Below are 13,081 nucleotides of genomic sequence, written 5' to 3'. Positions count from 1 at the left end.
GCAAGGATCGCTCCGTCGTCACGGTCCCGTCACGGAGCCGTCGTGGCCCCATCGAACTCGGGGCCCTCCGGATGGCTGGAAAGCACGCAGCTCAATCCCCCACGCCCGCACGGTCGTTGATCGCCTCACATACTGCGCTGACCGGCGGCGGGCGCCGTTGCGCGCCATCGGCCGGTGACGACCACTCGACCTCATCCCAAGCTCCTGGGGGAGACTTGCGCGCACACGTGCACAAAGCACGCGCCTTCACCATCGTGGCGACCACATCGGTGGCGCTGGTGGCAGGCATGACCGGTCCCGCGACGGCGATCGCCGCCAACGCGACGGCCGCACCGGACGTCTCACACGTCGACGGCAACCAGCGGATCCCGCTCATCACGGGCGACCGCGTGGTGGTGGACGCCAAGGGTCGGATGGTGGGCTTCGAGTCCGCCGAGGGCCGTGAACACATACCCGTACAGGTGCGGCGCCTCGAAGGCCACACCCTGGTGGTGCCCAGCGACGCGCAGCGCCTGATCGCCGACGGCAGGCTGGACCAGCGGCTCTTCGACCTCGACGTGCTCACCGACGCGCGACTGCGCAAGAGCCATCGAGACGGGCTCAAGCTGATCGTGCAGTACGAAGGGGGCGCCGGCGCCGCACGGGCCGAAGTGCGCGCGGCCGGCGACACCCAGCTGCGGCGCACGTTCCCGACCATCGACGCCGACGCGATCCGTACGTCCCAGGACGACGTCGCCAGGGTGTGGGACGCGCTGACCGACCGGCAGCGGAGTGGCGCGCGTGCCACCGCGTCCGGCATCGGCAAGGTGTGGCTGGACGGGGTCCGCGCGGCGAGCCTGGACCGCAGCGTCCGGCAGATCGGCGCCGACAAGGCGTGGGAGTCCGGATACGACGGTACGGGCGTCAAGATCGCCGTCCTCGACACCGGCGTCGACAAGACCCACGACGACCTCAAGCCGCAGGTCGTCGGGGAGAAGAACTTCTCCGCCTCCCCCGACGCCGTGGACCGCGTCGGACACGGCACCCACGTCGCGTCGATCGCCGTGGGCACCGGGGCCAAGTCCGGTGGCCGGTACAAGGGCGTCGCCCCCGGTGCCAAGGTGATCAGCGGGAAGGTCCTCGACGACGAGGGCTACGGCGACGACTCCGCCGTCATCGCGGGCATGGAGTGGGCCGCCGCCGAAGGCGCGGACGTCGTCAACCTCAGTCTCGGCGGCCCCGACAGCCCCGGAGTCGACCCGCTGGAAGCCATGGTCGACAGGCTGTCCGCCGAGAAGGGGATCCTGTTCGCCGTCGCGGCGGGCAACGAGGGCGAGGCCGGCGCGTCGACGGTGGGTTCGCCGGGTAGTGCGGACGCCGCGCTGACCGTCGGCGCCGTCGACGAGGACGACACGTTGGCGCCCTTCTCCAGCGTCGGCCCGCGCGTCGGCGACGGCGCCGTCAAGCCGGACGTGACCGCCCCCGGCGTCGCCATCACCGCGGCCGCCGCTCCTGGCAGCGTCCTCGACACGCGCCCCGGCACCCCTCACCCGGCGCCCGGGTACCTGCAGCTCGACGGCACCTCCATGGCCACCCCGCACGTGGCGGGCGCGGCGGCGATCCTGAAGCAGCGGAATCCGGGCTGGAAGTCCACCGAGCTCAAGGGCGCGCTGGCCGCGTCCGCCAAGGGCGGCGACCACACCGCCTTCCAGCAGGGCTCGGGGCGCGTCCAGGTCGACAGGGCACTGGTCCAGAGCGTCATCGCCGATCCGGTCTCGCTGAACTTCGGCACGGCGCGGTGGCCGCACACCGACGACCAGCCCGTCACCCGCAAGGTCGCCTACCGCAACCTCGGGACCACCGACGTCACCCTGGACCTGTCGGTGTCCACCCTGGATCCGAAGGGCAAGCCCGCCCCGGCCGGGTTCTTCACGCTCGGCGCCTCGAAGGTGACCGTGCCCGCCGGCGGCCGAGCCGAAGTCGACCTCGTCGCGGACACCAGGATCGGAGACGCCGACGGCACCTACTCGGGTTACGTCACCGCCACCGGCGCGGGCCAGTCCACCCGCACGGCCGCGGTGGCCGTCCGGGAGGCGGAGTCGTACGACCTCACGCTCAGGACCGTTGACCGTGACGGCACGGACGCCGAGAACTTCTCCAGCACGCTGATCGGCGTCGCCGGCCCGGCCGCCGGCTTCGAGACCCGCGTCGACAACGACCCGGGCAGCCACACGGTCCGTGTTCCCAGGGGCTCGTACACCTTGAACACGGCCGTCTATCAGGACCCCTCGGACTTCACCAAGGGCACCGACTGGATCGCCCAGCCGAAGCTGGACATCTCCGGCGACACCACGGTCACGGCAGACGCACGGACCACCAAGCCGGTGGATCTCACCGTCCCCGGCATCGACCGGGCGGACTACGGGGGCACGTACTACGAGGTCGCCACCGAGGAGCTCGGCCGCGTCGGCAACGGCTGGGTCCTCAGGGGCTTCACCGGCTTCCGCACCGCCCACATGGGTCCGGCCGTCACCGACGGCACCCTCCTGCAGACCTGGGACGCACACTTCCTCAAGGACGCCACCACCCAGTACTCGGTGGCCTTCGGTGGCAAGACCAGCAGGGTCACGACCGGGTACACCAAGCACGTGAAGGCCGACGAGCTGGCCACGCTCAAGGTCGGTCTCGGGGCCTCCGCCCCCGGGAAGTCCGCCCTCGCCTCCCCGTTCGCCCATCTCCCCGGTGCGCCGGAGGGCAACGGGTTCTCCGCCCCGCAGGCGGCGCCGGGCACGCGCACGTTCCTCGTCTCCACCGCCGACGGCGTCGAGTGGCTCACCAAGCTCGACCAGCTCGGCGAGCCCGACGAGTGGGGCTACCCGGCCTGGGAGGGAAGCTGGGAGATGGTCCGGCCGAAGCGCTACGAAGCCGGCAGGACGTATCGGGAGACGTTCAACACGGGCGTCTTCGGCCCGCTCCTGGGCGAGCGGACGGGCGTCTTCCGCACCGCACCCGACCCGGCGACGGGCGAGCAGCATCTCATCGGCGCCCTGCCCCTGTTCGCCGACGGCGAGGGCCATTCGGGGTCCACGCCGTACACCTCGGCCACGTCGACGCTGTTCCGCGACGGCGTCGAGGTCGGCCGGAACGACGACCCGCTGAGCGGCTCGCAGCCCTTCACGGTCGACGCCGCCGACGCCGAGTACCGGCTGGTGACCTCCGTGACACGCCCGGCGAACACCGCCTCGGCCTCCACCCGCGTCGAGACCGGTTTCACGTTCCGTTCGAAGCAGGTCGCGGCCACGACGGCGCTGCCGGTGTCCACGGTCCGCTTCACGGCGCCCGTCGACCTCGCCTCGCGCGCCCCGCAGCACACGCCGGTCGTGGTCCCGGTGACCGTGCAGGGCTCGGCGGCCGGGAAGAACCTCAAGTCCCTGAAGGTGTCGGTGAGTTACGACGACGGCAGCACCTGGCAGCTGGTGAGGGTCCAGAACGGCAGGATCTCCGTGACGAATCCGGCGAAGGACAAGGGGATCTCGTTCTCCGCCGTGGTCACGGACAAGCAGGGCAACACGTCGACGCTGACCATCCACAACGCGTGGTACGGCAAGTGACGCTGCCTCGACGACTGTTCTAGCCGGTCACGGCGTCACCACCTGAGGTGGTGGCGCCGTTCCGTCGTGGTGCGGCCGACGCGTCCCGGCGACGAGCGCCACCGAGCACCCCACAGCCGCCGGGCACCGGGCCTCTCCCGCCACCCGGGCCCCAGCCCCGGCCCCGGATTCCGCCGGATACGCCCGGTCTCCCCGCCCTAGGCTTGACCGGTGGACCTGCGGCGACGTAGCTTCGGGCGCACCGGTTCGTGAGCTCATGGAAGGAGGCGAATTCGGATGTCGACCTTCTCCGAAGCGCATCGCCTCGCTCACGAGACCGCCTGGGCCCCGGGCCGTGTAGCGCACGGCTGCTGAACAGCCCCCTTTTCCGGCGTGCCCTTTTGTTGGCCCCGGTATCTTCCGATCTCTGTCACCGGCTTCGGCACGTCATCGCGTGCTGATCTACGCGCCGGGCTCTCGAGCTGCGCCACCGAAACAGAAGGCTCCCGAAATGGCGACTTGGACAATTGGATCGACCGCGCACCGAAATGAGGATGTGCCATGGTAGCGGCGCGGATCACGGTCAATGGAGAGGAAACTCCGCTTTCACCGGCAGCACCCCACACCACTGTGCTGGATTTCCTGCGCGAGCGTGGCCTCACCGGCACCAAGGAGGGCTGCGCCGAAGGTGAATGCGGCGCCTGTTCGGTCCTCGTGGCCCGTGCCGGCGTGAACAAGCCCACGGACTGGGTGGCGGTCAACGCCTGCCTGGTCCCGGCTGCGGCCCTCGACGGTCAGGAGATCGTCACCTCCGAAGGTCTCGCCACCGCCGGCGAACCCGGCAGGCCGCCCGCGCTGCACCCCGTGCAGGAGGAGATGGCCGTCCGCGGTGGATCCCAATGCGGTTACTGCACACCGGGGTTCATCTGCAGCATGGCAGCCGAGTACTACCGGCCCGACCGCTGCGCCCACACCGACTCGGCCGAGGAAACCGACTCCGAGCACGGCCCGAACGGTTTCGATCTGCATGCGCTGAGCGGGAACCTGTGCCGCTGCACCGGTTACCGCCCGATCCGGGATGCCGCGTTCGCCGTGGGTACGCCCACCGAGGGCGACCCCCTGGCGCAGCGCCGCGAGCAGTCCCCGCCCGAGCCGGTCGCCACCGAATACGTCCAGGACGGCAGCGCGTTCCTGCGGCCGGGCACCCTCGCCGAAGCGCTGCGGCTGCTGCGCGAGCGGACCGACGCGGTGGTGGTCGCCGGAAGCACCGACTGGGGCGTGGAGGTGAACATCCGTTCCCGCCGGGCAAGTTGCGTGATCGCCGTCGACCGTCTGCCCGACATGCGGGAGCTTCGAGTCGAATCGGACCACATCGAGATCGGGGCGGCGCAGACGCTCACCGAGATCGAACGACGCCTCGACGGCAGTGTCCCGCTGCTGGCCGAGCTGTTCCCGCAGTTCGCGTCCCGGCTCATCCGCAACAGCGCGACCCTCGGCGGCAACCTGGGTACGGGCTCCCCCATCGGTGACAGTCCGCCGGTGCTGCTGGCGCTCGAGGCGTCGGTGGTGCTCGCCGACGCCGACGGCGAGCGCGAAGTCCCGCTGGCGGACTATTTCACCGGCTACCGGCAGAGCGTGCGCAGGCCCGGGGAGCTGATCCGGGCGGTACGCATCCCGCTGCCGTTGTCGCCGGTCACGGCCTTCCACAAGATCGCCAAGCGGCGCTTCGACGACATCTCCAGCGTGGCGGTCGCATTCGCGCTCGACATCGAGGACGGGGTCGTCCGCAAGGCGCGCATCGGCCTGGGCGGCGTGGCAGCCACCCCGATCCGCGCCCTCGCCACCGAGGCGGCCCTGGAGGGCGAGCCGTGGACGGCGCAGACCGTCGAGGCGGCGGCCGGGGTGCTGCGGGCCCAGGGCACGCCCATGAACGATCATCGCGCCAGCGCCGGCTACCGCTCCGCGATGCTGGGCCAGAGCCTGTTGAAGCTGTACGCGCACACCACCGAGGCGGTCTCGTCATGAGCCATTTGTCCGAGCGTCCCGAAAGGCCCGTCGTCGGCGTCTCGATGCCGCACGAGAGCGCGAACCTGCACGTCACCGGCGCCGCGCTCTACACCGACGACCTGGTCCACCGGACCAAGGACGTGCTGCATGCCTACCCGGTCCAGGTCATGAAGGCCCACGGCAGGATCACGGCGCTGCGCACCGGGCCCGCGCTCGCCGTGCCCGGTGTGGTCCGCGTGCTGACCGGTGCCGACGTGCCCGGCGTCAACGACGCCGGGATGAAGCACGACGAACCGCTCTTCCCCGACGAGGTCATGTTCCATGGCCACGCGGTCGCCTGGGTGCTCGGCGAGACGCTGGAGGCGGCCCGGCTCGGCGCGGCGGCGGTCGAGGTCGAACTCGAAGAACTGCCCTCCGTGATCACTCTGCAGGACGCGATCGCGGCCGACAGTTTCCACGGCGCCCGGCCCATGATGGTGACGGGCGACGTCGACGCCGGCTTCGGCGACTCCGCGCACGTGTTCACCGGCGAGTTCCACTTCTCCGACCAGGAGCACTTCTATCTTGAGACGCACGCGGCGCTGGCGCTCGTCGACGAGAGCGGGCAGGTGTTCGTCCAGAGCAGCACCCAGCACCCTTCGGAGACCCAAGAGATCGTCGCGCACGTGCTGGGTCTGCACAGCCACGAGGTGACCGTGCAGTGCCTGCGGATGGGCGGCGGCTTCGGCGGCAAGGAGATGCAGCCGCACGGGTTCGCCGCCGTCGCCGCGCTCGGCGCCACACTGACCGGGCGGCCGGTCCGGCTGCGGCTCAACCGGACGCAGGACCTGACCATGTCCGGCAAGCGCCATGGGTTCCATGCCACGTGGAAGATCGGCTTCGACGCCGAAGGCCGTATCCAGGCCCTGGACGCCACCCTGACAGCGGATGGCGGCTGGAGCCTGGACCTGTCCGAGCCGGTGGTGGCTCGCGCGCTGTGCCACATCGACAACACCTACTGGATTCCCCACGCGCGAGTCGTCGGGCGCATCGCCAGGACCAACAAGGTCTCCAACACCGCCTTCCGCGGCTTCGGCGGACCGCAGGGCATGTTGGTGATCGAGGACATCCTGGGCCGGTGCGCGCCACTGCTCGGCCTGGATCCGATGGAGTTGCGGGAGCGGAACTTCTACCGGCAGGGGCAGGGTCAGACGACGCCGTACGGACAGCCGGTCACGCACCCCGAACGGATCTCCATCCTCTGGAACCAGGTTCGGGACGACGCCGGCATCGCCGATCGCAGGCGCGACATCGCGGCCTTCAACGCCGCGCACCCGCACACCAAGCGGGCGCTCGCCGTCACCGGTATCAAGTTCGGGATCTCGTTCAACCTCACCGCCTTCAACCAGGGCGGCGCACTGGTGCTGATCTACAAGGACGGCTCGGTCCTGATCAACCACGGCGGCACCGAGATGGGGCAGGGCCTGCACACCAAGATGCTGCAGGTGGCCGCGACCACCCTGGGGATCCCGCTCCACAAGGTGCGGCTGGCCCCGACGCGGACCGACAAGGTGCCCAACACCTCCGCCACCGCCGCCAGTTCCGGTGCGGATCTCAACGGTGCGGCGGTGAAGAACGCCTGCGAGCAGTTGCTCGGGCGACTGCTGCAGGTGGCAGGCACCCAGCTGGGCGCGAACGCCTCGGACGTGCGCATCGTCGAGGGCGTCGCGCGCGTCCTCGGCAGCGACAAGGAGGTGGCCTGGGACGATCTGGTGCGGACCGCGTACTTCCAGCGAGTTCAGCTGTCGGCGGCCGGTTTCTACCGGACCGAGGGTCTGCACTGGGATGTGAAGTCGTTCAAGGGCTCGCCGTTCAAGTACTTCTCCTACGGCGTCGCCGCGACCGAGGTGGAGGTGGACGGCTTCACCGGCGCGTACCGCATCCGGCGCGTGGACATCGTGCACGATGTCGGCGACAGCCTGTCCCCGATGATCGACATCGGTCAGGTCGAGGGCGGATTCGTGCAGGGCGCGGGCTGGCTGACGCTCGAGGACCTGCGCTGGGACACCGGTGACGGGCCGAACCGCGGCCGGCTGCTGACCCAGGCCGCGAGTACGTACAAGCTGCCCAGCTTCTCGGAGATGCCCGAGGAGTTCAACGTGCGGCTGATGGAGAACGCGACGGAGGAGGGCGCGGTCTACGGCTCCAAGGCAGTGGGTGAGCCTCCGCTCATGCTGGCGTTCTCGGTACGGGAAGCGCTGCGGCAGGCTGCCGCGGCGTTCGGGCCCGCCGGAGTGAGCGTGGAACTCGCGTCCCCCGCGACGCCGGAGGCGGTGTACTGGGCCGTCGAAGCGGCCCGCGGGAGCGGCACGCGGGGTGACGACCGCGCTCGCGGCGACAGTGGCATCCCCACCGACACGAGCACGCTGAGCAATGCCTGACATGACCTGGGTCGCCGCGGTCGCGCGGTTGCGGGCCCGCCGGGAACCCGGCGCGCTCGTGACCGTCGCGACCGTGCGCGGCCACGCGCCCCGTCGGGCCGGCGCCAAACTCGTCGTGGGACGGACCGAGACCTGGGGCTCGATCGGCGGCGGCAACATCGAGGCCGTCGCGATCGACCGGGCCCGCGAGCTGATCGGCTCGCCCGATCCGGAGTCGGAGCTGATCGAGTTCGCCCTCAACGACAAGGTCACCAGCCGACACGGCGTCCAATGCTGCGGCGGGGCCGTCAGCGTCCTGCTCGAACCGCTGCCGGTGGTCCAAGCAGTGGCGATCTTCGGCGTCGGGCACGTGGGGCTGGAGCTGGCACGCATCCTGGCCCGCCACGACCTCGATCTGCATCTGATCGACACCCGCCCGGACGTCCTCACCGACGAACGGCTGGGCGTGCTCGCGGACGCGGTGGCGCAGATCCACGTGCACCACGTACCGCTGCTTCCGGAGGAGGTGCTCTCGGAGCTGCCGCCGGGCACCCACGCTCTGATCATGACCCACGATCACGCCGAGGACGCGGCACTGTGCGACGCCGCCCTGCGCGTCACCGGCCTGGGCTCGATCGGATTGATCGGCTCGGCCGCCAAGTGGGCGCGGTTCCGGCACCGCCTGTCCACCGAGGGCGGCCACGACGCCGCCACGATCGACCGGATCAAGACCCCGATCGGAATCCCCGGGATCGCCGGCAAGGAACCGGCCACGATCGCGGTGAGCGTCGCGGCGGACCTGCTGCGGACCTTCGAACAGGACGCCCGGCAAACGGGTCCGAACTGACAGAGTCGAGCCGATTGGCTTCCTCCTTCTGGACGCGGGTCGGATTCCCGCACGACATGGTCGGAACAGGGCACACAATGCCCGGAGTGCGGCGAGAATCGACCGGGGACGCCCGCCCCGCCGCCCGTATTCGGCCGACTGACGTGGAGCCGCTCATGACCACCGCACGGGACCTCGCGATCGTTGCCCTGGGAGTGCCGCCCGACCGCCCCGTGGAGCAGGGCGACCTGTCGCTGGCGTTGGCGGGGGCCGAGGTGTTCGACCTCGTCGAGGCGGAGGCCCTGGTCGTGGACGGCGACCTCGTCGTGCCGGGGGCCCAAGCGCCGACCGGGGACCGCCTGCTGGACGAAGCCGTCGGGGCGCTCAAGCGCCAGGAGCCGTACGAGTCGGTCGAGGACTGGCTGTGGCGGCGGGGCCGCGGGCTCTCGTCGGCGTACGTCGACGACTTGGCGCGGGCAGGGCTGACGGCCCCGCCACGCCGTCGGAATCCGCTGCGGACCGGGCCGACGAAGCCGGTCGACTCGGCGGTCCGGCGCCGGGCCGAGGAGCGCTGGGCGGCGGGCGAACCCGTGCTCGCCGCGCTGGCGTCCGCCGTCGGGATCCGGGACGCGCCGGCCGAGGACGCGCCCGAGCTCGCCGCCGACGCGGTCGCGGCGGTACTGGCCGCCGTCGGCGACGCCGTCCAGGAGCTGGGGGCCGTACGACAGCGCCGGGCGATCGAGGACTCCGCGTTCGACAACATCTGGCGCGGCTACTGACCGGCCGTGGCCGGTGACCGCCTCCGGCCGGTGCGGCGCGTCCGGCGGCGACGCACCGGCCCTGCGGGGTCTGTGATCGGGGGCGGGGAGCGCAGATACTGCTGAGGGTCGCACCACACCTGCCAGCGCTGCCAGGAGATGCCCGTGAAGATGCTGATCAACGTTCCGGAGACCGTGGTCACCGATGCGCTGCGGGGGATGGCCGCCGCGCATCCCGAGCTCACCGTCGATGTCGAGCGTCGCGTCGTGCTGCGGCGGGACGCGCCCGTGGACGGCAAGGTGGGGCTGGTGTCCGGGGGTGGGTCCGGGCATGAGCCGTTGCACGGGGGGTTCGTGGGGCCCGGGATGTTGGCGGCCGCATGCCCCGGGGAGGTGTTCACGTCGCCGGTGCCCGATCAGATGGTGCGTGCCGCCGCCGCAGTCGACAGCGGGGCCGGGGTCTTGTTCGTCGTCAAGAACTACACCGGGGACGTCCTCAACTTCGAGATGGCCGCCGAGCTCGCCGAGGACGAGGGCATCCAGATCGCCAAGGTGCTCGTCAACGACGACGTGGCGGTGACGGACAGTCTGTACACGGCCGGGCGGCGCGGGACCGGGGCCACGCTGTTCGTGGAGAAGATCGCCGGGGCCGCTGCCGAGGAGGGCGCGCCGCTGGAGCGGGTGGAGGCGATCGCGCGTCGGGTGAACGAACGGTCGCGGAGTTTCGGCGTGGCCCTGAGCGCCTGCACCACGCCCGCCAAGGGCAGCCCCACCTTTGACCTGCCCGCCGGTGAGCTGGAGTTGGGCATCGGGATCCACGGCGAGCCGGGGCGTGAGCGGCGGTCGATGATGACCTCGCGGGAGATCGCGGACTTCGCCGTCGATGCCGTGCTGGAGGATCTGCGGCCGTCCGGTCCGGTCCTCGCCCTGGTCAACGGCATGGGTGCCACTCCGCTGCTCGAGCTGTACGGCTTCAACGCCGAGGTCCAGCGCGTCCTGACCGAACGTGCGGTGCCGGTGGCCCGGACGCTGGTCGGGAACTACGTCACCTCCCTCGACATGGCCGGCTGTTCGGTCACGTTGTGCGAGGCCGACGAGGAGATGCTGCGGCTGTGGGACGCGCCCGTGCAGACGCCCGCCCTGCGCTGGGGCCGGTGAGAGGGGTGTCCGAGGTGAACGAGTTCGACGCCGCGTTCTTCCTTCGCTGGCTGACCATCGCCGCGGCCGCCGTGGACCGTGAGGCCTACCGCCTCACCGATCTCGACTCGGCGATCGGCGACGCCGACCACGGGGCCAATCTGAAGCGGGGGTTCGCCGCGGTGACGGACGTACTGGAGAAGGAGCCGCCCGCGACGCCGGGAGCCGTACTCGTCGCCGCCGGACGGCAGTTGATCTCCACCGTGGGTGGCGCGTCCGGTCCGCTGTACGGGACGCTGCTGCGCCGGACGGGGAAGAGTCTCGGCGAGGCTGCGACCGTGACGCGGCAGGAGCTGGCCGCGGCGCTCACCGCGGGAGTCGCCGCGGTGGGACAGCTCGGCGGGGCGCGGGTCGGTGACAAGACGATGCTGGACGCGCTCGTTCCGGCGGCCGAGGGGCTCGGCGAGTCCTTCGCGGCGGCCCGGGACGCGGCCGAGCGCGGCGCCCTCGCGACCGTCCCCCTCCAGGCGCGCAAGGGCAGGGCGAGCTATCTCGGCGAGCGTTCCATCGGGCACCAGGACCCGGGGGCCACCTCGTCCGCGCTGCTGATCGCCGCCCTCTCCGAGGCGGCGGCCGCATGACCGCGCAGGTGGGAATCGTCCTCGTCTCGCACAGCGCGGAGGTGGCCGCCGCCGTCGCCGCGCTGGCCCGGGGTCTCGCGGCCGGCGGGGCGACCGCGCCGATCGCCCCCGCGGGCGGCACACCGGCCGGCGGCCTCGGCACCAGCTCCGACCGGATCGCCGCGGCGGCACACGAGGTCGACCGGGGCGCCGGTGTGGCGCTGCTCGTCGACCTCGGCAGCGCCGTGCTGACGGTCAAGGCGCTCCTCGCCGAGGAGGACGAGCTGCCGGAGGGTTCCCGGCTCGTGGACGCCCCGTTCGTCGAGGGCGCCGTCGCCGCCCTCGTCACGGCGAGCGCGGGCGGTGACCTGGACGCCGTGGTGGCCGCGGCATCGGAGGCGTACACGTACCGAAAGGAGTGAGAGGGGGGCGCGCGCGAGACCTGTCACACACCGTCCGGAAGGGCCTCCGTGTTGTGATGTACCTGGTCAACCCACTACTGTCACAGCGCCTTGGTGTACGGGAAACCGGTGCGGTACCGGTGCGGCCCTCGCCACTGTGATCGGGAAGTCCGGCTCCATCCCTCCGGGGAAGCCACTGGACCACCGCGGGAGACCGCGGCGGTTTGGGAAGGCGGAGCCGCGACGGCATGACCCGTCAGCCAGGAGACCGGCCAAGGTGCGTTGTCCATCCACGAGGTGCTGGAGAGGGTCTCCCAACCATGCATATAGCCGAGGGGTATCTGCCCCCTGTGCACGCGGCCGCCTGGGGCGTCGCGTCCGCTCCTTTCGTCGTCCACGGAGTTCGCGCACTGACCCGTGAGGTCAAGGCCAACCCCGAGTCCACCCTGCTGCTCGGTGCGTCCGGTGCGTTCACTTTCGTCCTTTCCGCGCTCAAGATTCCGTCGGTGACGGGAAGTTGCTCGCACCCCACCGGTACGGGGCTCGGCGCGATCCTCTTCCGGCCGCCCGTGATGGCGGTCCTGGGCACGATCACGCTGCTCTTCCAGGCGCTGCTGCTCGCCCACGGCGGGCTGACGACGCTCGGTGCCAACGTCTTCTCGATGGCGATCGTCGGTCCCTGGGCCGGTTTCGGTACGTACTGGCTGCTGCGCCGGTCCAACGTGCCGCTGATGGTGAGCGTGTTCTTCGGTGCGTTCGTCGCCGACATCTCCACCTACTGCGTCACCAGCGTTCAGCTCGCGCTGGCCTTCCCGGACCCGGGCAGCGGTGTGCTCGGCGCGCTGGCCAAGTTCGGCGGGATCTTCGCCGTGACCCAGCTGCCGCTCGCCGTCAGCGAGGGGCTGCTCACGGTGCTCGTGATGCGGCTGCTCACGCAGTCCAGCAAGGGGGACCTGACCCGCCTCGGTGTCCTGCTCCCGTCCCGGAAGAAGAACGAGAACGCGGAGGCGAGCGCCTGATGAGCCGGAACGCGAAGATCAACACACTGCTCCTGCTCGTCGTCGCGGCGCTCGCGGTGCTCCCGCTGGTGCTGGGGCTCGGCGACCACAAGGAGGAGCCGTTCGCAGGGGCCGACGCCGAGGCGGAGACGGCGATCACGGAGATCGCTCCCGACTACGAGCCGTGGTTCAGCCCGCTGTACGAGCCGCCGTCCGGCGAGGTCGAGTCGGCGCTGTTCTCGCTCCAAGCGGCGCTCGGCGCCGGCGTGCTCGCGTACTACTTCGGGCTGCGGCGCGGTCGCAGGCAGGGCGAGGCGCGCGCCGTGACGGCGAAGGAACCGCTGGTCACCACCGGCGACGAGTAAG

Annotated in this window: 10 protein-coding genes and 1 riboswitch; all 10 genes read left to right on the top strand. The window is 71.2% G+C overall.

Features of this window, described 5'->3' with window-relative positions; translation table 11 throughout:
* The first annotated feature begins 287 nt into the window (after positions 1-287).
* The 10 genes from ACFVZW_RS00530 to ACFVZW_RS00485 all read left to right on the top strand — a co-directional run bounded on the left by ACFVZW_RS00530 (position 288) and on the right by ACFVZW_RS00485 (position 13,080).
* Positions 288-3,590, top strand: coding sequence for a S8 family serine peptidase (locus tag ACFVZW_RS00530; protein ID WP_384515033.1), 3,303 nt, complete (start codon positions 288-290; stop codon positions 3,588-3,590).
* 540 nt (positions 3,591-4,130) lie between these two features.
* The gene (locus ACFVZW_RS00525; RefSeq protein WP_384514580.1) at positions 4,131-5,594 is read left to right on the top strand and encodes a xanthine dehydrogenase small subunit; all 1,464 of its coding nucleotides are present in this window, start codon (positions 4,131-4,133) and stop codon (positions 5,592-5,594) included.
* Entirely contained in the window at positions 5,591-7,996 is a 2,406-nt protein-coding gene (gene xdhB / locus ACFVZW_RS00520) for a xanthine dehydrogenase molybdopterin binding subunit (protein WP_384514578.1), read from the top strand. The genes ACFVZW_RS00525 and xdhB overlap by 4 nt, the downstream gene beginning before the upstream one ends.
* Before the next feature lies 1 nt (position 7,997).
* Positions 7,998-8,822 carry a xanthine dehydrogenase accessory protein XdhC gene (gene xdhC / locus ACFVZW_RS00515; RefSeq protein ID WP_384514576.1) on the top strand — a complete coding sequence of 275 codons (825 nt, stop codon included), beginning with the start codon at positions 7,998-8,000 and terminating at the stop codon, positions 8,820-8,822.
* A gap of 155 nt (positions 8,823-8,977) precedes the next feature.
* The gene (locus tag ACFVZW_RS00510; RefSeq protein WP_384514573.1) at positions 8,978-9,580 is read left to right on the top strand and encodes a GPP34 family phosphoprotein; all 603 of its coding nucleotides are present in this window, start codon (positions 8,978-8,980) and stop codon (positions 9,578-9,580) included.
* Positions 9,581-9,724: 144 nt separating this feature from the next.
* Complete coding sequence (dhaK, locus tag ACFVZW_RS00505; protein WP_384514570.1) at positions 9,725-10,717, top strand: dihydroxyacetone kinase subunit DhaK; 993 nt, start codon at positions 9,725-9,727, stop codon at positions 10,715-10,717.
* Between the two features lie 14 nt (positions 10,718-10,731).
* A complete protein-coding gene (gene dhaL, locus ACFVZW_RS00500) occupies positions 10,732-11,337 on the top strand; it encodes a dihydroxyacetone kinase subunit DhaL (protein ID WP_384514567.1) in 606 nt (201 codons plus the stop codon).
* Entirely contained in the window at positions 11,334-11,738 is a 405-nt protein-coding gene (locus tag ACFVZW_RS00495) for a PTS-dependent dihydroxyacetone kinase phosphotransferase subunit DhaM (protein ID WP_384514564.1), read from the top strand. The genes dhaL and ACFVZW_RS00495 overlap by 4 nt, the downstream gene beginning before the upstream one ends.
* A gap of 46 nt (positions 11,739-11,784) precedes the next feature.
* A riboswitch (cobalamin riboswitch) is annotated at positions 11,785-12,009 on the top strand.
* 28 nt (positions 12,010-12,037) lie between these two features.
* Positions 12,038-12,736, top strand: coding sequence for an energy-coupling factor ABC transporter permease (locus tag ACFVZW_RS00490; protein ID WP_376431959.1), 699 nt, complete (start codon positions 12,038-12,040; stop codon positions 12,734-12,736).
* On the top strand, positions 12,736-13,080 hold the full coding sequence (locus ACFVZW_RS00485; protein ID WP_384514560.1) for an energy-coupling factor ABC transporter substrate-binding protein: 345 nt from the start codon (positions 12,736-12,738) through the stop codon (positions 13,078-13,080). The genes ACFVZW_RS00490 and ACFVZW_RS00485 overlap by 1 nt, the downstream gene beginning before the upstream one ends.
* Position 13,081: the final 1 nt, after the last annotated feature.

Source organism: Streptomyces sp. NPDC059567, from assembly GCF_042735655.1.
Taxonomy (GTDB): domain Bacteria; phylum Actinomycetota; class Actinomycetes; order Streptomycetales; family Streptomycetaceae; genus Streptomyces.
Note: the sequence above shows the minus strand (reverse complement) of the source record. Positions and strands in the feature narration are given on the sequence as shown.

Bases quoted from the DNA above. Each gene is read 5' to 3' on its own strand.
- ACFVZW_RS00530 (WP_384515033.1), top strand. From the start codon at position 288: ATGACCGGTCCCGCGACGGCGATCGCCGCCAACGCGACGGCCGCACCG.
- ACFVZW_RS00525 (WP_384514580.1), top strand. From the start codon at position 4,131: ATGGTAGCGGCGCGGATCACGGTCAATGGAGAGGAAACTCCGCTTTCA.
- xdhB (WP_384514578.1), top strand. From the start codon at position 5,591: ATGAGCCATTTGTCCGAGCGTCCCGAAAGGCCCGTCGTCGGCGTCTCG.
- xdhC (WP_384514576.1), top strand. From the start codon at position 7,998: ATGACCTGGGTCGCCGCGGTCGCGCGGTTGCGGGCCCGCCGGGAACCC.
- ACFVZW_RS00510 (WP_384514573.1), top strand. From the start codon at position 8,978: ATGACCACCGCACGGGACCTCGCGATCGTTGCCCTGGGAGTGCCGCCC.
- ACFVZW_RS00495 (WP_384514564.1), top strand. From the start codon at position 11,334: ATGACCGCGCAGGTGGGAATCGTCCTCGTCTCGCACAGCGCGGAGGTG.
- ACFVZW_RS00490 (WP_376431959.1), top strand. From the start codon at position 12,038: ATGCATATAGCCGAGGGGTATCTGCCCCCTGTGCACGCGGCCGCCTGG.
- ACFVZW_RS00485 (WP_384514560.1), top strand. From the start codon at position 12,736: ATGAGCCGGAACGCGAAGATCAACACACTGCTCCTGCTCGTCGTCGCG.